This is a genomic window from Thermosynechococcus sp. B1 (genome assembly GCF_030322985.1).
GTDB lineage: Bacteria > Cyanobacteriota > Cyanobacteriia > Thermosynechococcales > Thermosynechococcaceae > Thermosynechococcus.
In genome coordinates, this window is record NZ_CP096573.1 from 953836 (window position 1) to 972308 (window position 18473).

Here is an 18473-nt window from a genome sequence, read left to right on the forward strand (position 1 = left end):
CACTCCTACTCGGGCGATCGCTCGACCCCATTGCGGGCACCGGAATAGACCAAGCCCCGTTCCACATCCATAGTGAGAATCGTGCCCTCGCGGATCAGGCGGGTGGCATTTTTGACCCCAACAATCACCGGAATGCCCAAGCGCAACCCTAGGACCGCCGCGTGGCTGGTGAGGCTATCCTCCTCGGTAATAATGCCTGCCGCTTTGCGAATGGCTTCCACCAATTCAGCACTGGTGCGCTCGGCTACCAAAATTTCGCCACTATTAAACGTGCGCACTGGCATTCCTGCGTGCACCACCCGCGCCGGGCCACTCACCGACCCATGACCAATGCCACAGCCGCGTCCCATCACCGAGGTGACGAGTTCCACCTTGATCATATCCGTGGAGCCAGAGACCCCTTGCAGCGTGCCAGCGGTCATCACCACTAGATCCCCTTCCTCTAGGAAGCCCCGCTCCTGCGCCGCATTAATGGCTGCCTGAAACGACTGCCGCATCGAGGGATGATCCAGAGTCAGCAGTGGTTCGACCCCCCAGACTAACTGCAAGCGCCGTGCCACCTCGATATGGGGCGTTGCCGCCAAAATCGGAATTTGGGGACGAAACTTGGAGACATTGCGGGCTGTAGCGCCGCTCTTGGTTTGGGTAATGATGGCTTTGGCATGAAGCTGTGCTGCCACCTGTCCCACCGCTTGACTAATGGCATTGGGAATGGAACGCACCGCTATGGACTCAGCCACGGGCGGTTGCCGCAGTTGGGGTTGGTTGTCGATGCGGGCGGCAATCGTGGCCATCATCTTCACTGCCTCGACGGGGTATTCCCCCATGGCCGTTTCATTGGAGAGCATCACGGCATCGGTGCCATCGAGAATAGCATTGGCGACATCGGAAATCTCGGCACGGGTGGGGCGAGGGCTTTTCACCATGCTGTCCAGCATTTGGGTGGCCGTAATCACGGGAATGCCCAAGCGGTTGGCGGCAGCAATCAGCCGTTTTTGCAGAATCGGCACCTCTTCGGCGGGCAGTTCCACCCCCAAATCTCCCCGTGCCACCATGACACCATCGCAGAGGGAGAGGATGGCATCCATTTGCTCGATCGCCTCGTGCTTTTCGATTTTGGCAATCACCGGCACCTGCTTCCCAGCGTTGGCAATCAGTTCTTTGATCTCCAGTACATCTTGGGGATTGCGAACAAAGCTGAGGGCCACCCAATCCACCCCTTGATTGAGGCCAAACATCAGATCTTCACGATCTTTTTCTGTCAGGGCTTTAATCGAGAGGTAAACCCCCGGAAAGTTCACACCCTTGGCATTGGAGAGCGTGCCGCCAACAACCACTCGGCAGTGGAGTTCACCCGCCTCCTTATCCACTTCTTCCACGAACATTTCCACGCGGCCATCGTCGAGCAAAATTGTGGCGCCGGCGGGAACCTCCTGAGCCAAGGGGGGATAGGTAATGGAGCTAATGTGCTGATTGCCCATGATAGAGCGACTCGTGAGGGTAAAGCGATCGCCCCGTTTGAGGGAAATGGAGCCCTGTTCAAACCGCCCGAGGCGAATTTTGGGGCCTTGCAAGTCCTGCAAAATGCCCACAGGTTGCCCCAACTCATAGGAAATTTGGCGAATCAGGCGGATGCTGCGCTGGTGATCGTCGTGGGTACCATGGGAAAAATTCAGGCGCAGGGTAGTCGCTCCCGCTTGGATAATGGCGCGCAGTTTATCGGGATGGCTAACCGCTGGACCAATGGTGGCGACAATTTTAGTGCGGCGTTGCAACGGCTGGTTCGACATATTTAACTTAATCGTTAGGCCTCAACAGGTTACCCTATTTTGCTTGACATGGGGAGATACGCAGGAGCGTTTTGGACATTGTCCTACCCACGGTAACGGCTGTTGGTGGCAATTGAGTCCTGTTTCTAGCCTACAGCGATCGCTCCCCCCTTGAGGGAGGTGCAGCGGCTATAATTTGAGAATAATTCTCGCCCGTAACAGCCTGCCTATGACGACTTCTTCCCTGCCTACAACCGCCAAAATGGAGGCAATGAAGCACGGCCTACCGGTAACTATCATTACCGGGTTTCTCGGTAGTGGTAAAACCACACTCCTCAATCATATTCTGACTAATCAACAGGGACTGAAGACCGCCGTCCTTGTCAATGAATTTGGGGAGATTGGTATTGATAATGAGCTATTGGTGACCCAAGATGAGGGCATGGTGGAGCTCACCAATGGCTGTATCTGCTGCACGATTAACAATGACTTGGTGAATGCGGTTTATCGAGTGCTTGAGCGCCCCGACAAGGTGGACTACTTGGTGGTGGAGACAACGGGCTTGGCGGATCCGCTGCCGGTGGCTCTGACCTTTTTAGGAACAGATCTGCGGGATCTCACCCGTTTGGATTCAATTATTACGGTGGTGGATGCGGAGAACTTTAGTCTTGATCTTTTCAATAGCAGCGCTGCCCAAAGCCAAATTGCCTACGGTGACATTATTCTCCTCAACAAAGCAGATCTCGTCACTGAGGAACGCTTGCAGGAGTTAGAACGGCGAATTCACGAGATGCGGGAGGGGGCGCGGATCATTCGCACGGTGAAGGCGCAAGTGCCCCTGCCCTTGATTTTGAGTGTGGGGCTGTTTGAGAGCGATCGCTACTTCCATCCCGAGCATGAACACTCTGATCACGACCAAGACCATGAGTGTGACGAACACTGTGATCATGGCCATCATCACCCTCATCATCACTCCAATCACCTTGAGGAGGATGGCTTTACTTCCGTGTCTTTCCAGAGCGATCGCCCCTTTGAACTGCGCAAATTCCAGTATTTTCTGGATCACCAACTCCCCGAATCCGTCTTTCGTGCCAAGGGCATCCTTTGGTTTAAGGAAAGTCCCCGCCGCCACGTCTTTCACCTCAGTGGTAAGCGCTTTAGCCTCGATGATGAGGAATGGAAAGGCGATCGCAAAAATCAACTGGTTCTCATTGGCCAAAATTTGGATCATCCAACCCTGCTGACCCAGTTGGCTGCCTGTGTCACTGACGCATAACCCCCAATCATGGCCAAGCAACGGCGCAAGGGAGACCTTCCTAGCAAAATTTGTCTGGTCTGTGGGCGGCCTTTCCAATGGCGCAAAAAATGGGCAAATTGCTGGCCGGAGGTCAAGTACTGTTCTGAGCGCTGTCGGCGGCGGCGCTCCCAAGCCCAAAGTTAATGTGCTTTTGCTGAATCAAAAGGAATGGTTCTATGAAAGTTGCCTATATTTTTGCCACTGACATGGCCAGCACCTTTAAGTTGGCAACCATGGTTTTACCGCAGCTGGAGCGGGGCGATCATGGCGCTGAAGTGGTGGGTATGATGTTTTTTGATGATAATCTCTTTTGTTTGCGTTTAGGGGATCCCGTTGGTGAGCGCTTAGCCCGCATTGCCAAGGAACAGGGGATTTTACTCATGGCCTGTGATCAGTGTGCGGTGCGCCGTGGTTTGGCCGAAGGAACATTTGACGAATGTGGCACCGGTTCTGTCAAAGCCAAGGGGATGGTTGAAGGGGTAGTGTGTGGCTGCTTTCCGCAGTTTTATGCTAGCCTTGCAGGAAGCGGACTCGATCAAGTCATTACCCTTTGAGTCTCTGCTGAGGAAGATGAGTCAACCGTCAGTTGTGTTTTCCAGCACCTTGGTCTGTCCCCATTGTCACACGAAGCAAGCGGAATGGATGCCCAGCGATGCCTGTGTCGTGCTCTGGGAGTGTCCCCAATGTCATGCCCACCTCAAACCCAAGGCGGGGGACTGTTGTGTCTTCTGTAGCTATGGCACGGTTCCTTGTCCATCGCGGCAGCTGGAACACACTGGCGATCGCTAGAATTGGGGGTTGCTATCCCCTGAGGAAACCGCTATCGTGGGGGCGCTTTTGCCTCCCGTGAGTAACTGTATGCAGGCAATCTACGACTGTATTGTGGTGGGTGGGGGTGCTGCCGGCGGGTCAGCCGCCTATCATCTCGCTTGCCGCGGACGTCAGGTTTTGGTTCTAGAAAAATTGGCCTTGTCCCGCTCAAAGCCCTGCACTGGAGGGGTTTCACCCGCCATTGCCCAGTGGTTTGATTTTGATTTTCAGCCCGCCATTGCCGATACCACCCGCACTGTGCGCTACAGTTGGCAGCTCAGGGATGCCATTGAAGCCGAGTTAAGCATTCCCGAACCCATCTGGATTGTTGATCGCACGGTGTTTGATCAGTACCTGTTGCAGCAGGCACAACAAAAGGGTGCGGTTGTTACAGATCAGACCGAGGTTACTGGGATTACCTTCCAAGCAGATCACTGGCAGATCCACACGGCAACCACGACCTATGGCGGGCGGTATCTCATTGCTGCCGATGGTGCCAATAGTCAAGTGGCTCAGTGGCTGGGGTTTAAGCCCAAAGTGGTGCGCACTGCGGCGGTGCTGACCATTCCCAATCTAGGGGGGGATCGCGCGGCGCATTTTGAATTTGGCCTCGTGAAAAATGGCTACCTCTGGAGTTTTCCCAAGGGAGATCAGCGAACGGTGGGGGTTGCTGTTGTACGGGGGAGCGATCGCCCCAATTGGGAACCGATTTTGCAACAGTATTGTGCTGCCCATGGGCTGCAGTTGGCCGATTATGCCATTCAATACCATCCCCTGCGGGTATGGGAGGGTCAGCAACCACTCCATACCCCCCATGCCCTCCTTGCGGGTGAAGCCGCTGGTCTTGTGGATCCCTTTTCCGCCGAAGGCATTCGTCCGGCTCTCTACAGTGGCATGCGGGCTGCTGAAGCCATTGATGCGGCTCTTGCTGGTGAAGTGGATGCCTTGGCCACCTACAGCAAAACCTTGCAGGAGGAATGGGGAGCGGATTTAGTGTGGGCGCAACGCCTCGCAGCACTCTTCCATCGCATGCCGAAGGTCGGCTACCACCTTGCCATGAAACGCCCCTCCGCTACCCAGCGGCTGGGTCAAGTCCTCTGTGGTGAGTTGCGCTATCGCGATATTGCCGGCCGTGCCATCCAACGGCTCAGTAGTTCCCTGATTCCCGGACGTTAGATCTCCACTTCAATGGCGGTGGGCTGATTGGGGGCGATCGCCAGTCCCTTGCGTAGGCCAAGAATCCGAAAGACCTGAATTTTGCGCTCTTTGCCCTTGAGTTCCAAAGGTCCCCATGCCTCGACCTCGTAGCGATCGCCGAGATACTCCAGGGTTTCCTGTGCCACTAAAATCCGACAGGGGCTAGGCTGGCGGTGCTTGTCCACACTCTCAAGGCGCGAGGCGGTATTCACACTGTCGCCAATCACACCGTACTCGAGGCGATTTTTACTACCGAGACTGCCGACCACAATCGGACCTGTGTAGATCCCCGCCCGCATCATCACCTGCGGTAGCCCTTGAGCCGCCCATTCACGATTCAGTTCCTCTAGCAGTTGTCCCAAGGCCAAGGCACAATCCACGGCATTGCGGGCATCAATGGCAATTCCTTCGCGGCTGGTTCGTTTAATGGGCACGCCAAACACGGCCATAATGCCATCACCGGTGAACTTATTAATCACGCCGTGGTAGCTTTGTACCACATCCGCCACTTTTTCTAGATAGGCATTGAGCCAGTTAAAGAGTTCCTCCGGTTCCATACCTTCAGAAATGGTGCTAAACCCCTTCAAATCAGTAAAAAGCAGTGTGGCAATCAGGCGTTGGCCGGGCAACTTACCATCCTTGAGGAGTTCATCGCGCCGTTCCCACATGGCGGCGGCAATTTCTGGGGAGATACTTTGACCCAAGAGGCGCATCACCATTTGCCGTTGCTGTTGGGCTTGCTGTGCGGTATAGCTGACTACCCCGCCACTGCCAAGGAGGAGGGTCAATGCCGGCGGTACAAGGGGCACCCAGCCCAACTTGAGAAATAGGCCGTAACAGGTGAGCAAAAGAAGTAGTAGAGCCGTTGCCACTGCCGTTGCTAAGGCTAGAGGATGGCGCACTCGCCAAGCAAGGATGGCACCAATCAATGCCCAAAGAACAATCCAAACATTCTCGACACTGTTGGGCCAAAACCAAATGACGGCGCGATCGCCCAAACCCGCATCAATGAATTGCCCCACCATTTGGGCGTGGATAAACACCCCTGCCATGCGCTGATTGTCCCGCAGGCCGGAACTAAAGGGGGTATAGAAAAAGTCTTTGCCACTTTCGGCAATGTTGCCAATGAGAACCACGCGATCGCGAATCAATGCAGGAGCAACCCGCCCATTAAGCACATCCTCCAAAGGTACCCACGTCACTGCCCGCTGATCACCGCGATAGTTGAGCATAACCTGATAGCCCGCTGTATCTGCCCCCACATAGCCACCATCATTGGGTTGCAGGGGTGTGAAAATGCTTTGTCCTAACTGCATTACATTGGGATCGGCATCACTGCTGCGAGGCTCAATTCCCTCATCCGCCAGATACCGCAGCGCTAGCCGCAATGAGAAGGAGTACAGTGTATTCCCCTGATCGTCCGGCAAAAAGAGTAAACTGCGACGGACAATGCCACCGGCATCAACCGTGACATCATTAAATCCCACCTGATCGGCACTGAGGGCAGCCGGCGGACGAATGGTTGGGTGAGTAGCATCCCCTAGTTTCGTGACCGCAAAGAGGCGATCAGAATTCAGCCAAAGGCGGTTTAGCGCTTCATGCCCCGGCGGTACAGCAAAATCGCGGTAAATATCCAAGCCAATGGCACGGGGTTCATGTTTGAGGAGTTGTTTTAGAGCTTGGGCGTAGATCTGATCCGGCAGCGATAGGGAGCGGTAACGTTGAATATCGGCTTCGGTGACTGCCACCACCAATAGTCGCGGATCGGGGCCGGGCATGGGGCGCAATTGCATCAGGCGGTCGTAGGCACCCAATTCCAGTGGTTGTAGCCAACCCATTTGACGAATCCCAATCACCACCGTGCTGGCGATGGCACTGGCCGCCAGAATCAGGCCGAGATCGGCAAAGGTGCGGCGAAAATGGGACAATAGGGGCAACATAGGTTCGCTAACAAGCGAGAGATTTCTTTTATCCTAATTCCTATGAAAAATTACTTGGTTGCCACCTTGGGCGATCGCCTCCAGGCCGAGGCCGTTTATACCCAGCTGGAAAAGGACGGCTTCCCGATGGAAAAAGTAGCTCTGCTGGGTCGAGGTTACAAACAGTGGTCAGAGTTGGGACTCACCGATCCCTTTCAAGTGGCACGGCAGCAAATGCAACGGATGTTGATCTGGCTTGTTCCTTTTGGCTTCTTTGCCGGTTTTACCTTTAACCAAGCGACTCAAATTGACATTTTGCCGATGCTGGATCGCCTCAACAATAGTCTTTTGGGGGGCATCTTTGGGGCGATCGCTGGCGCTCTCGGTAGTCTCACCGTAGGTGGTGGTCTCCAAGTGGTGATTACGGGTAAGTCGGGCATCCCCTTTGAAAAGCGATTGCAGCGGGGCAAATACCTGATCCTAATTCAAGGTAGCGACAGCGAGATTCGCCGCGCCGAACGTCTCCTCAAAGTGCAACCCCTAGAAAACCTGCAAAGCTACACCCTCGACGAGTAGGGAATTGTTTTCTCAAAACGGGAAGCTCAAGTCTCCCCCCTGATGTGGTATATTAAAAAATCGCGATGAAAGGGTCGGTGCCCGAGTGGTTAATGGGGGCGGACTGTAAATCCGTTGGCTACGCCTACGCTGGTTCGAATCCAGCCCGGCCCATACAGATAAAAAAGCCTGAAGCCAAAGAATATCAGGGGTTTCAGGTTTGCTATGTTTTTCGTAAGTGAACTATTTGTTGCTGTTGCTTGCTTAATAAAGGGGCAGAACTGGTCATATTTTGGTCCAAAGTTTTCAAAGGCGGGCGATGGTCGCTTAGGACGTTCAGGAAAGGAATTGATGCAAAGGGGCAATCATGAGTGAACCTGTAACGCGATCGGAATTGAGTCAAGTGTTGGATGCCATCCAAGGGATGCAGGCTAGTCTTCAGGCCATAGAGAAAAAGCTAGATATTCACATTGCCACCAGTGGCGAGAGGTTCCAACGACTTGAGAACAAAATTGATGCCGTCGAGGCGAAGCTAGAGCAGCGTATCAATGCTGTTGAGGCGAAGCTAGAGCAGCGTATCAATGCTGTTGAGGCCAAGCTGGAACAGCGCATCAGTGCCGTCGAGGCGCAATTGTCGCAGCGTATTAGTGCCGTAGAGACACAATTGGGGCAGCGCATTGACACAGTAGAGACCACATTGCAGCAAATTGTCAAACGGCAGGATGGAACCGATGCTCGTTTGTGGGGATTCTTGGTGACGCTGCTAGTGCTGGCTGCTGGCTTAATCACTAAGCTGCTGTTTTTTGACACGCCACGCCTTTGATGCAGTTTTGCGAATCCAGCCCAGCCCATCAAAGTAAATAGGCAATTCCCCAAGCGAGAGCGAGAATGCCTAGCCAAGGGTGCCACATCTGTCGTAGGGGCGATCGCGCAATCTTTTGACTGAGGAGCAAACTGGCAAGGGTACTGACGACAAGTGTGGTCGTTTGCAGGAACCCGATCACCGCTGGATGGGCTTGCCAACTGGGCAAACTCGTGCCATCAAGACCAAAGGTTGCAAAGGTTACGGGCAACAACTGCCCTGCCTCCCCTAGACCAAGGGGCAAATAATAGGCCAAATTGGCACCCAGCACCAAAGGTAGATACCCATAGGCCAAGCGCACAAAGGGAACCAAGCCTTGTCGGTGTATCTGATGCCAACCCCATGCCAAGAGTCCCGGCAGAGCTAGCGCCACCACTGCAATCATCCCCTGTAACCAAAAATGAGCTTCCGTCAGTCCTAGCCGTTCCAAAAGCAGCGGTAAACGGTGCAATACCACCGCCCCCAAGAGCAAAAACAGCAGGCAAACTTCAGCCGCCGTGGCCTCATGACTAGTCCAGAGATCAATAGCCGGCGGACGCAGATTCACTTCCACCGAGCGATGCGGGCAAGCCTTGAGACAGGTCATACACAAAACGCAATTGCGGTTATCCGTCAATTGAGCGGGATGGGAATAGACGGGACAGCCCCCCGTTTCTTGACCTTCCCCAAGGGCGGGACCGCCTTTGTAGCATTGGTAGGTCTGGCAACTGGCAGCGCACACCCCCTGCTGTGCCCGCAATTCAAGAATGGAGAGTTTGCCAAAGAGGCCATTCATGCCACCAATGGGGCAGAGATAGCGACACCAAAAGCGACGTTCATAGAGCTGAGAAAAAATCACGGCTCCCGCTGTAATCAAGATCAGTAGCCAACTGGAGAGATAGGCCGTATTGGGTAAATCCCACAATTCTTCCCACAGGAGAATCACGGCAAAGAGGCCAAAGAGCACCCAGCCCCCCCAGCGTTCCGCCAGTTGACGCGGCCAAGGGCGCAGCTTGCGCGGCCAAATCTTGAGGGATAGCCTTTGCAGGACTTCGCCGTAGATCATAAAGGGGCAGACCGCACACCAAATGCGCCCCAAAAAGGGAAAGATCAGCAATGAGACCGGCCACCACCACGCCCAGAAGAGGTTCAGGGTAAAGTTGTGTGGGCGATCTTGGGGTCCCCAGAGGCCAATGGCGACAATCAGCGGAAAAAGCCAAAGGGTCAGGCCATAGTTGAGGCGATCGGGCCACCACGGACTGCGTAGAAAAGCACGCAATTGGGGATAGGCATTGAGTAGGTTCCAACGAAATCGCCGTTGGCGCGATCGCTCCGGCCAAAAGACTTCTTCAGTGAGTAACTCCGCCCCGTCTGCTTGCACAAGGGCACGCTCCACCAGACTCGCTAACTCCCGCAAATTGCCGGGAAAATCATAACTTTGCAGCCGGCGTAGGGCTTCGGGGGTAATCTGAGGCTTAGGAATGCCCCGTTGCCGGCAGTAGAGGGCAATATAGTAATTCACCAAGGCTTCAATATCTGCTTTTGTCACCCGCAGTGGGGGTACCTTAATTTGGTGGTGCACCAGATTTTGGCAATCGCAGCCTTTCTTTTCGGCAATCAAGATCAATCGCCCCGGAAAGCGGCGGGAGGATATGGGGGGGTCGGCGACGGGTTCATAGGTCTGTTCGGCCACAAGGCGGCGCAGTTGCGGATAGAGGTGGGCAGGCCATTCATGGACATTGTTGAGGATCAGGGTGCCCTCTGCGACCCAGTCAAGGAGACCCGGTTTCGTGGCTTTGCCAAAGAGTTCTGCCCCATTGGCGGATAGGGTGCCACAGTTAAAACGAATCAAAGGTTGACGGCGATCGCGCGAGCCATAATGAATTAGCGCAGCAATATTGTCCTTTTCCAGACCCGGTTCACCAAAAATCAATACCGGCTGGCGATCGCTCGCGGCCTCTTTAATCCCTTGGCGTAAGCGCACGGCATAGCGGCTACTCCCTACAATTCCCTGTTTTACGCGCGGCACAAGATAGGGGCGCAAGACTGCCTGCCGCTCCTGCTCGTGGGCAAGATCACTGAGGGTACTTTGCAGCTGCTGCGACACCTGTTGGCGGAGTTCGGGAAATTGATCAGCCAATGTGGCAAACACCTCGCGGGGCAATGTCCACAATTCACAGTCCGTGAGGGTAATCACTGTTTGCGGTGCCTGTTGCTCCAGTACTAATTCTGGCCAGTGTAAAACCGTTCCCGGTGGCAGGGTCGTTATAGTGGCGGGGCGATCGCGGGTGGTGTGGTAGGCTTCCAGTTCTCCCGATTTCAGGATCATCAGATGAGTAACGGCTGTGTCTTCAAGGACAAGGCGACGATTGGCCGCAATGGATTCTGTGCGCAGGGCGGCAGCGATCGCCTCTAATGCTGCCAAAGAAAGCGATCCTAGGGGAGTATAGGTTTGCAGCCAACTCAGGCGATCGGTCATCGAGGGCACCCCCCAACAAAATTAGTGATGAGGAAACACCTCACTACCTATGGCTCAGTTCCTTTACCAAACTACGCTAGGATTGTAAAGGTTTCTTACGCTCCTCAACGCTCTATTACAAAACCCGCAGGAAGTCGCTATGAGTCTGCCGATTCGTAATGTTGCTATTATCGCCCACGTTGACCACGGCAAAACCACTCTGGTGGATGCCCTACTGCGTCAGTCGGGTACCTTTCGTGAAGGGGAAGACATTCCTGAGTGCGTCATGGACTCCAATGATCTGGAGCGCGAGCGTGGCATTACGATTCTGGCCAAGAATACAGCGGTTCGCTACAAAGACTTGACGATTAACATTGTGGATACCCCCGGCCACGCCGATTTTGGCGGTGAAGTGGAGCGCGTCCTTGGCATGGTGGAGGGTTGTCTGCTGATTGTCGATGCCAACGAAGGGCCAATGCCCCAAACCCGCTTTGTCCTGAAAAAAGCCCTTGAAAAAGGTCTGCGCCCCATTGTGGTTGTGAATAAAATTGACCGGCCGCAGGCAGAACCCTACAAAGCCATTGATAAGGTGTTGGACTTATTTATTGAACTGGGGGCGGATGATGATCAGTGCGAGTTTCCCTATCTTTTTGCTTCGGGCTTGGCGGGCTACGCAAAAACAGATCTAGACGAAGAGGGCAAGGATCTGCAGCCCCTCTTTGAGGCCATTGTCCGCCATATTCCACCGCCAGTGGGCAATCCCGATGCGCCGCTGCAACTTCAAGTGACCACCTTGGATTACTCGGAGTACCTAGGGCGAATTGTTATTGGCAAAATTCACAATGGTACGGTGCAGGTGGGACAGCAGGCGGCCTTGGTCAAGGATAACGGCCAAATTGTCAAGGCAAAGATTACCAAACTCTTGGGCTTTGAGGGACTGAAGCGGATTGAATTGGACATGGCTAGTGCCGGCAATATTGTGGCGATCGCTGGCTTTAGTGATGCCAACATTGGCGAAACCATCACCGACCCCAACACCCCCCAAGCCCTACCCCTGATCAAGGTGGATGAACCGACCCTGCAAATGACCTTTGCGGTCAATGACTCCCCCTTTGCCGGTCAGGAGGGAACCTTTATCACCTCGCGGCAATTGCGCGATCGCCTGTTTCGGGAACTGGAAACCAACGTGGCACTGCGGGTCGAAGAAACCGACTCCCCCGATCGCTTTGCCGTTTCTGGTCGGGGTGAATTGCACCTTGGCATTCTCATTGAAACGATGCGCCGCGAAGGCTATGAATTCCAAGTGTCCCAGCCCCAGGTGATCTATCGTGAAGTCAATGGTCAGCCCTGCGAACCCTACGAATGCTTAGTGCTCGACGTTCCCGATGAAGCCGTTGGCGGCTGTATTGAGCGCCTCGGCCAGCGACGCGGTGAAATGCAGGATATGCAGGTGGGGGGCAATGGTCGGACGCAACTGGAGTTTGTGATTCCGGCGCGGGGTCTCATTGGTTTCCGGGGCGAATTTATGCGCCTAACGCGCGGCGAAGGGATTATGAACCACAGCTTTTTGGACTATCGTCCCTTGGCAGGCGAGATCAGCACCCGTCGCAATGGCGTCTTAATTGCCTTTGAGGAGGGCACGGCCACCTTCTATGCCCTGAAAAACGCCGAAGATCGTGGTGTCTTTTTCATTACCCCCGGCACCAAAGTCTATAAGGGCATGATTGTCGGTGAGCATAACCGTCCCCAAGACCTCGAAATCAACGTCTGCAAAGCCAAACAACTCACCAACTTTCGCTCCTCAACGGGGGATGAACTAGTGCAACTGCAAGCACCTGTGGAAATGAGCCTAGAGCGGGCACTGGAGTACATTGGCCCCGATGAACTGGTGGAGGTAACGCCCCAATCCATCCGACTGCGGAAAATGAGCAAGAAGCTGGCACGCCGCTAATGCTGACGAATGCCTTTTTTGCCCTCTCGCTGTTTCCCTATTTGGGGTTCTTGTACTTCATGACCCGCAACCCCAACACCCCCCGTTTAGCCCTCATTGGCTTCTATGGGACACTGGTGTTTGTTGCTGTCACCATTCCAGCGGGACTCTATGCCCAACAGGTCTATGGCACAACCTTGGCCAATGTGGATGGGTTGCACGGGGGGGCAGAATTTTTTCTAACCTTGGCCAATATCCTGATTGCCTTGGGCTTTCGCCGCGCCCTCAGGGAATCCTCCTAACCGCCTATTGCCAGCGGCATAACCAAAGAAAGCGCAGCCAACTGCGCAGGAGTGCCAAACCCGCTAGTGCTGCTACTGTAAAAAGAGCGATCGCACCCCCCAAAGCTTTGGCTGACCACAACATCGCCCCCGCCAAAAGGGTAAAACCAGCCAATCCCAAATAGACTAAACAAATTAACAAACTCTCAATGCGCCGCAGTTGCCGCTCCATCGTGGGATTGCGCACCGACAGTTGCAGTTCGCCACAAGCCAAGCGATCCTCTAACTGTTGCAGCCGCACTTCAAGGCGACTGGGCTGCTGTAATCGTTGGTTGATTAGGGTTTGGGTTTGGTGAATCAGTTCTCGCCAGCCCCCCCGCGAGCGACGCATTAATTCCTTGACAAAGGGTTGGGCCGCCGCCCTCAGGTTGTACTCAGGGTCTAAACTGCGGGCAATCCCATCGAGGGTTGTGAGGGACTTGAGAATATAGGTCATCTTTGCGGGTAGGCGAAAGGGCTGCTGCTCAAAAAGGGCATACACATCCTGTTGCAACTCCCGAAAGGCGGTTAAATCCACAGGCCGTTCGGTAAATCGATCTAAAATCAATTGCATAATCCGTTGTAGGGGGACTCTATCGGTAACAGGCATCAATAGCCCCAGTTCAATTAAGGCAGCAATCACGCGATCGCTATCCTTTTGCAGCACAGCAAAAAATGTTTGCACCATCTGCTGCTGATTCAGGGCTGGCACTTCTGTCATCATGCCGTAGTCATAGAAGATGAGATTGCCTTCCTTGGTCACGGCCAAGTTCCCCGGATGCGGATCAGCGTGGAAGAAGCCATCAATCAATAATTGCTTGAGATAGCAACAAATTCCCCGCTGGTTAATCATCTGGGGATTCAAGCCAAAGGCTTCGATGGCGGCGCGATTGTCAATGCGAATGCCGGGGAGATACTCCATCGTCAGGACATAGCGGCAGGTGTGCGTCCAATAGACCTTGGGGACGCGGATATGGGGGTCTTGGGCAAAGTTAGCCCGAAAGCGATCAGCATTTTGCCCCTCTTGAACGTAATCAATTTCCCGCAGCAGAATACTAAAAAACTCCTCATAGATTTCGTGGAGAGCATAGGGACGGAGAAAGGGGAGCCAGCGATCGCCCCAGCGAATGAGTTCACCAATGGCCAGATAGTCCAGATACAATTGCGCCTCTAGATGGGGGCGTTGCACCTTCACCACCACCTCTTCACCACTGTGGAGCGTTGCGCGATGGACTTGACCGAGACTGGCGGCTGCAAGGGGTTTGGGATCAAATGTGGCGTAGAGATCGGCAAGGGGTTGCCCCAAGTGCTGCTCAATGAGGGCGATCGCCCGCCGCGAGTCAAAAGGAGGCACCTGATCCTGTAGTTTCCTCAGCGCCTCAATATAGGCGGGGGGCAACAGATCAAACCGAGTCGAGAGAAATTGACCAATTTTAATAAACGTTGGCCCCAAGACCAATAATTGCTGTACGAGCCAACGCGCACGTTGAGATTGGGCGCGATCGCTCCGCCGCCGCCAAGTATAGTCCCACAGCAGTTGACTCCCAAAGCGCCCCAACACCCCCACAATTTGGCTGACACGGCGAAACAGGAGCCAGCGACTGGGACGATAGGTAGAGGCAGTAACCAGCATTCAGCAGCAATCACAAAAAGTGCCCAACCTCAACAATACTCCCTTTTTCACGGGCATTCAGACTTGCTCGCCCCGATTCTCTTTTGCCGTGTCTATGATGAGAACTAGAGTCCCGATCGGAATTTGCTATGGCGACAACACGTCAATTTAGTAGCTTCAGCGATCTCCTAGCCACCACAGATAAACCCCTCTTGGTTGACTTTTATGCCGACTGGTGTGGTCCTTGCCGCATGATGGCGCCGATTTTAGAGCAGGTCAAGCAAGTTTTGAAATCGGCTGTTGAGGTTGTCAAAATTGACTCCGAGCGCTATCCCCAACTGTCGAGTCAATACCACGTTCACGCTCTGCCAACCTTGATTCTCTTCCACCGAGGCCGTGAGGTTCAGCGCTGGGAAGGGGTTCAGCCGCCAGAAGTTCTGATTGACGCCATTCGCCGCCTGTAAAATTCTTCAAAAGAAAGGTGTTTGAGGAATCAATCAGGATTGGCCAATATCAGCTATTGGACATTGCTCGTACCACCGTTGGCGGGGGGCGTCATTGGCTACTTTACGAATGATTTAGCCATTACCATGCTCTTTCGCCCCTACAAGCCTATTTATGTCGGCGGCAAGCAACTCCCCTTTACCCCCGGTCTGATTCCCCACAATCAGGAGCGGCTGGCTCGTCGCATTGCTGATGCCATTTTGGGTTCTCTCCTGACGCCAGAGGAGCTGCAAAACTTAGCGCGGCGTCTGTTGCAAGTGGAACGAGTGAAGGCGGTCATCCATTGGCTCCTACAAACAAGTCTGAGCCAAATTCAGGCTCAAAGTGAGCAGCGATCGGCCCAAGTTTTGGCCAATATTCTACGGGATTTTTTTGGCAGTGCCCTACCCCGTTTGATTAAAGTGTGGTCGCGGCGGGAAGATTTTCTGGAACCACAACTGAATCAACTCTTTGATCAGGTATTAGTGGAGCTGCAACTGAGTGATGAGCAGGCGGAAAAACTGGCAGATTGGCTGCTGTCGGTCATGTTGCCCCCCGATCGCCTGCGACTGGCCATCATTGACTTCCTTACCGATCGCACGATTAATGTCCTCGATCAAGAACTACGCCAAAATACCAGTGGCACCTACTGGGTGGTGGCTAATCTGGTGGGGGTGCGCAATACGTTAATTCGCCTGCGGGAGTATTGTCTCAATGAACGCGAAGCCTGTAACCGCCGCCTCGGAGAATTAATCACAGCATTGGCACTGCGGCAACGCTTGGTGGAAGCGCTGCAAAATATCACCCTGCAAAGTTTGCCCCTCGGTACAGTGCGGGAGCTACGGCAACTATTTCGGCAGACGGTGCGCAGCTATATCCAAGAGCAGGGCTTTAGCGTTATTGAAACGGTAAGCCAAACAGTGGAGTGGGAAACGATTTCCTTGAGTATTTTGCGGCGACTGCGGGATTCGGCAAGTCTGGGTGCCTCGCTGGAAGTGGTTAGTGATGAATTGGCTCTAGTGCTCGATCGCTATCTGGAACGGGATATGGAACTGATTATTGAGCGGGCAATTCCGATTTTGGATTTGGATCGGGTGATTGTGGATCGGGTCAAGGCCACCTCGCCAGAAAATCTGGAACTAGCTATTCAGGGCATTGTTCGCAGTGAGTTGCAAGCCATTGTCCGCTTGGGGGGCATTCTTGGCTTTTTGATTGGTGTCGTGCAGGCGGGCTTTTTGTACTGGCAAAGTCTGCAAGCGTCCTAAACTGGGACTTTGACCTCAGATTCACCCGCCAACTGGCGTAGATTTTGGCAGCGAATCAGTTCAGTGACATCAAGGACAGGACGACGCTCCAACTCTGCCACCTGAGAAATGCCTGCAAGGAGAGCCTTGGCAGCCTCTTGTTCACTGTAGCCGCGCCGTTGAGCCAATTGCAGGGCTTGGCGATCGGCCGCCACTTCCACGGGAATCCCCCGCGTATTTTGCCATACCTGAAGGCCAGCCAAGGTGGTTAACCCCCCCGCTACCAAAATGCCTACGGGGTCTGCTTGGACAACTTGTAAGACTGTACCCAGCAAGCCTGCCACCGTGAGTCCTTGGTAGAGGTCAAGTTTGATCAAACCCGTGGTGTTAAACCAAGCCACTGCCCGCAGCAATAAAAGATCGCGCTCCGGGGTATCGAGATGCTGCCACAGGCGAAAGTTAATTTCAATCGGGCGATCGCCCCAAGGAAGAGCGGGCTGATAGCGCAACACTTTGCTTTGCTGTGGTCGAGAAACCAACTTACAGCGCATTCGTGCCGACGCGGGCATTAGATCAAGCAAGCGCGGAATCTCAACCTCTGGGGTCATAGGGAAACTCATACACTCATTGCTCTGCCTTTAGTCTGCCATTACCATCCCTTTTCTGCAATCTTTTGCATTCCTTAAAATAAAAGGGCATGTGTTTTTTGTGCCTGAATCAAAATGGTCATGACATCGGCTTTTGCCCCCGCAGAACAATCGCTGGTCGCTTCTCCCCAAGAATTGCCCGCCGTGGATGTGGCGATTGTCGGTGCGGGGATTGTGGGTCTGAGTTTGGCCTGTGCGCTGCGAAACAGTGGTCTAGCGATCGCCCTCATTGAGGCAACCCCCTACGCGCGGGAAAACACCAAAGGCCAAGCCTATGCCCTGCACCAAGTGTCTCGTTGTTTCTTTGAGGGGATAGGGGTGTGGGATCAGTTGATGCCTCACGTGCAGCCCTTTGAGGTGGTACAACTCTCCGATGGACGGTTCCCCTTGACGGTTCGCTTTTCCCCCGCCGATTTGGGCACAGAAGCCATTGGTTATGTGGCTGCGCACGCCGCGATCGCTGAGACCCTACAGAGCGTTCTACAGTCTGTTGGTAATGTGACGTTCTATTGTCCGTGGCGGGTGGTGACGAATGAGATAAAGGGCGATCGCGCTCAGTTGACGCTCATTTCTGGTGATCCTGCCGCACCCAAGGTGGCTTACTTGGCAGCGCGTTTAGTGGTGGCAGCAGATGGTGGCAAGTCTCCCCTGCGGCAACAAATGGGCATTGAACCCAAGGGATGGCAATATGGTCAGTCCTGTGTGGTTGCTACTCTCGATGTTGCCCATCCCCAACCCGTGATCGCCTATGAACGCTTTTGGCCAACAGGCCCCATGGGGGTGCTCCCCCTAGCGGGGAATCGCTATCGCGTGGTTTGGACACTGCCCCACCCAGAGGCGGAAGCCGTTGCTGCCCTCGACGATCGCGCCTTTCTAGCGAAACTGCAGCCCTATCTTGACCCACAGATGGCGCAGATTACCGCTGTAAGCGATCGCTTTGTCTTTCCAACCCAATTAATGCAAGTGAATTCCTATGTGGCCGATCGCTTTGTGGTTATTGGCGATGCGGCCCATCGCTGTCATCCGGTGGGAGGGCAGGGGCTAAATTTAGGCCTGCGGGATGTGTGGGCACTAGCGCAACAAATTCTTGCTACGCCTTGTGAGAGACTGGGCGATCGCCCGTCCTTGATCCAATTCCACCGTCAACGTTGGTGGCAAAATGCCCTAACCCTTGGATTTACCGACCTGCTCAATCGGCTTTTTTCCAATGCGTGGTGGCCTTTGGTGGGGGTGCGCCGCTGGGGCTTGTGGCTGTTGCGAACTGTTGCCCCCTTCAAACGTCTGGTGCTGCGGTTTATGGCCGGTCTCCTGCTACCCCTACCCAGCGATCGTCAATTCCCCAGAGGGCGTTAAAACTTTCTGCGCAATTATCTCCAGCGCCGTCATTCTGT

Annotated in this window: 17 protein-coding genes and 1 tRNA gene; 13 read left to right on the forward strand and 5 right to left on the reverse strand. The window is 54.2% G+C overall.

Annotated elements, in window-relative coordinates; all coding sequences use genetic code 11:
• Positions 1-5: 5 nt before the first annotated feature.
• Positions 6-1790 (reverse strand): pyruvate kinase, encoded by a 1785-nt coding sequence (pyk, locus tag M0644_RS04885; protein ID WP_286626854.1) that lies wholly within the window; start codon positions 1788-1790, stop codon positions 6-8.
• Between the two features lie 208 nt (positions 1791-1998).
• On the opposite strand from pyk, the gene M0644_RS04890 reads away from it, so the two are divergent.
• From M0644_RS04890 to M0644_RS04910, 5 genes are all read left to right on the forward strand, one after another.
• The gene (locus M0644_RS04890; protein WP_286626855.1) at positions 1999-3045 is read left to right on the forward strand and encodes a GTP-binding protein; all 1047 of its coding nucleotides are present in this window, start codon (positions 1999-2001) and stop codon (positions 3043-3045) included.
• Between the two features lie 9 nt (positions 3046-3054).
• Positions 3055-3210: a DUF2256 domain-containing protein gene (locus tag M0644_RS04895; protein WP_149818685.1), complete on the forward strand. Its 156-nt coding sequence runs from the start codon at positions 3055-3057 to the stop codon at positions 3208-3210.
• A gap of 32 nt (positions 3211-3242) precedes the next feature.
• Complete coding sequence (locus M0644_RS04900; protein WP_149818687.1) at positions 3243-3620, forward strand: SaoD/DsrE family protein; 378 nt, start codon at positions 3243-3245, stop codon at positions 3618-3620.
• Between the two features lie 16 nt (positions 3621-3636).
• Positions 3637-3855 carry a GDCCVxC domain-containing (seleno)protein gene (locus M0644_RS04905; protein ID WP_286626857.1) on the forward strand — a complete coding sequence of 73 codons (219 nt, stop codon included), beginning with the start codon at positions 3637-3639 and terminating at the stop codon, positions 3853-3855.
• 69 nt (positions 3856-3924) lie between these two features.
• Positions 3925-5052 (forward strand): geranylgeranyl reductase family protein, encoded by a 1128-nt coding sequence (locus M0644_RS04910; RefSeq protein WP_286627161.1) that lies wholly within the window; start codon positions 3925-3927, stop codon positions 5050-5052.
• Here M0644_RS04910 and M0644_RS04915 read toward each other — a convergent pair.
• Positions 5049-7013: an adenylate/guanylate cyclase domain-containing protein gene (locus M0644_RS04915; RefSeq protein WP_286626859.1), complete on the reverse strand. Its 1965-nt coding sequence runs from the start codon at positions 7011-7013 to the stop codon at positions 5049-5051. The genes M0644_RS04910 and M0644_RS04915 overlap by 4 nt on opposite strands.
• Before the next feature lie 42 nt (positions 7014-7055).
• On the opposite strand from M0644_RS04915, the gene M0644_RS04920 reads away from it, so the two are divergent.
• The 3 genes from M0644_RS04920 (at position 7056) to M0644_RS04930 (ending at position 8370) form a co-directional block, all read left to right on the forward strand.
• On the forward strand, positions 7056-7568 hold the full coding sequence (locus M0644_RS04920; protein WP_149818693.1) for a hypothetical protein: 513 nt from the start codon (positions 7056-7058) through the stop codon (positions 7566-7568).
• Between the two features lie 71 nt (positions 7569-7639).
• Positions 7640-7721 (forward strand) — tRNA-Tyr (locus M0644_RS04925).
• A gap of 193 nt (positions 7722-7914) precedes the next feature.
• Entirely contained in the window at positions 7915-8370 is a 456-nt protein-coding gene (locus tag M0644_RS04930) for a hypothetical protein (protein WP_190278231.1), read from the forward strand.
• Positions 8371-8398: 28 nt separating this feature from the next.
• On the opposite strand, the gene M0644_RS04935 is transcribed toward M0644_RS04930, so the two are convergent.
• On the reverse strand, positions 8399-10867 hold the full coding sequence (locus M0644_RS04935; protein ID WP_286626863.1) for a sigma 54-interacting transcriptional regulator: 2469 nt from the start codon (positions 10865-10867) through the stop codon (positions 8399-8401).
• Between the two features lie 139 nt (positions 10868-11006).
• Between M0644_RS04935 and typA the strand changes: the two genes are divergently transcribed.
• Entirely contained in the window at positions 11007-12797 is a 1791-nt protein-coding gene (gene typA, locus M0644_RS04940) for a translational GTPase TypA (protein WP_149818697.1), read from the forward strand.
• Positions 12797-13078: a DUF3593 domain-containing protein gene (locus M0644_RS04945; protein WP_149818699.1), complete on the forward strand. Its 282-nt coding sequence runs from the start codon at positions 12797-12799 to the stop codon at positions 13076-13078. Before typA ends, M0644_RS04945 begins: the two co-directional genes overlap by 1 nt.
• A gap of 4 nt (positions 13079-13082) precedes the next feature.
• Here M0644_RS04945 and M0644_RS04950 read toward each other — a convergent pair whose 3' ends face one another.
• Complete coding sequence (locus tag M0644_RS04950; protein ID WP_286626864.1) at positions 13083-14729, reverse strand: AarF/ABC1/UbiB kinase family protein; 1647 nt, start codon at positions 14727-14729, stop codon at positions 13083-13085.
• Positions 14730-14857: 128 nt separating this feature from the next.
• Here M0644_RS04950 and trxA point away from each other — a divergent pair, with 128 nt between their 5' ends.
• Together trxA and M0644_RS04960 are read left to right on the forward strand one after the other, a co-directional pair.
• A complete protein-coding gene (trxA, locus tag M0644_RS04955; protein WP_149818701.1) occupies positions 14858-15172 on the forward strand; it encodes a thioredoxin in 315 nt (104 codons plus the stop codon).
• 126 nt (positions 15173-15298) lie between these two features.
• Entirely contained in the window at positions 15299-16456 is a 1158-nt protein-coding gene (locus M0644_RS04960) for a DUF445 domain-containing protein (protein WP_255451733.1), read from the forward strand.
• Here M0644_RS04960 and M0644_RS04965 read toward each other — a convergent pair.
• Positions 16453-17043 carry a DUF3318 domain-containing protein gene (locus M0644_RS04965; RefSeq protein WP_286626865.1) on the reverse strand — a complete coding sequence of 197 codons (591 nt, stop codon included), beginning with the start codon at positions 17041-17043 and terminating at the stop codon, positions 16453-16455. The two genes, M0644_RS04960 and M0644_RS04965, sit on opposite strands and share 4 nt — an antisense overlap.
• Before the next feature lie 120 nt (positions 17044-17163).
• Between M0644_RS04965 and M0644_RS04970 the strand changes: the two genes are divergently transcribed.
• Positions 17164-18435 (forward strand): FAD-dependent hydroxylase, encoded by a 1272-nt coding sequence (locus M0644_RS04970; RefSeq protein ID WP_286626866.1) that lies wholly within the window; start codon positions 17164-17166, stop codon positions 18433-18435.
• The last annotated feature ends 38 nt before the right edge of the window (positions 18436-18473 follow it).

What these genes read in the sequence shown, in the direction of transcription:
- pyk (WP_286626854.1), bottom strand. Translation starts at nt 1,790, where the DNA reads ATGTCGAACCAGCCGTTGCAACGCCGCACTAAAATTGTCGCCACCATT.
- M0644_RS04890 (WP_286626855.1), top strand. Translation starts at nt 1,999, where the DNA reads ATGACGACTTCTTCCCTGCCTACAACCGCCAAAATGGAGGCAATGAAG.
- M0644_RS04895 (WP_149818685.1), top strand. Translation starts at nt 3,055, where the DNA reads ATGGCCAAGCAACGGCGCAAGGGAGACCTTCCTAGCAAAATTTGTCTG.
- M0644_RS04900 (WP_149818687.1), top strand. Translation starts at nt 3,243, where the DNA reads ATGAAAGTTGCCTATATTTTTGCCACTGACATGGCCAGCACCTTTAAG.
- M0644_RS04905 (WP_286626857.1), top strand. Translation starts at nt 3,637, where the DNA reads ATGAGTCAACCGTCAGTTGTGTTTTCCAGCACCTTGGTCTGTCCCCAT.
- M0644_RS04910 (WP_286627161.1), top strand. Translation starts at nt 3,925, where the DNA reads ATGCAGGCAATCTACGACTGTATTGTGGTGGGTGGGGGTGCTGCCGGC.
- M0644_RS04915 (WP_286626859.1), bottom strand. Translation starts at nt 7,013, where the DNA reads ATGTTGCCCCTATTGTCCCATTTTCGCCGCACCTTTGCCGATCTCGGC.
- M0644_RS04920 (WP_149818693.1), top strand. Translation starts at nt 7,056, where the DNA reads ATGAAAAATTACTTGGTTGCCACCTTGGGCGATCGCCTCCAGGCCGAG.
- M0644_RS04930 (WP_190278231.1), top strand. Translation starts at nt 7,915, where the DNA reads ATGAGTGAACCTGTAACGCGATCGGAATTGAGTCAAGTGTTGGATGCC.
- M0644_RS04935 (WP_286626863.1), bottom strand. Translation starts at nt 10,867, where the DNA reads ATGACCGATCGCCTGAGTTGGCTGCAAACCTATACTCCCCTAGGATCG.
- typA (WP_149818697.1), top strand. Translation starts at nt 11,007, where the DNA reads ATGAGTCTGCCGATTCGTAATGTTGCTATTATCGCCCACGTTGACCAC.
- M0644_RS04945 (WP_149818699.1), top strand. Translation starts at nt 12,797, where the DNA reads ATGCTGACGAATGCCTTTTTTGCCCTCTCGCTGTTTCCCTATTTGGGG.
- M0644_RS04950 (WP_286626864.1), bottom strand. Translation starts at nt 14,729, where the DNA reads ATGCTGGTTACTGCCTCTACCTATCGTCCCAGTCGCTGGCTCCTGTTT.
- trxA (WP_149818701.1), top strand. Translation starts at nt 14,858, where the DNA reads ATGGCGACAACACGTCAATTTAGTAGCTTCAGCGATCTCCTAGCCACC.
- M0644_RS04960 (WP_255451733.1), top strand. Translation starts at nt 15,299, where the DNA reads ATGCTCTTTCGCCCCTACAAGCCTATTTATGTCGGCGGCAAGCAACTC.
- M0644_RS04965 (WP_286626865.1), bottom strand. Translation starts at nt 17,043, where the DNA reads ATGACCCCAGAGGTTGAGATTCCGCGCTTGCTTGATCTAATGCCCGCG.
- M0644_RS04970 (WP_286626866.1), top strand. Translation starts at nt 17,164, where the DNA reads ATGACATCGGCTTTTGCCCCCGCAGAACAATCGCTGGTCGCTTCTCCC.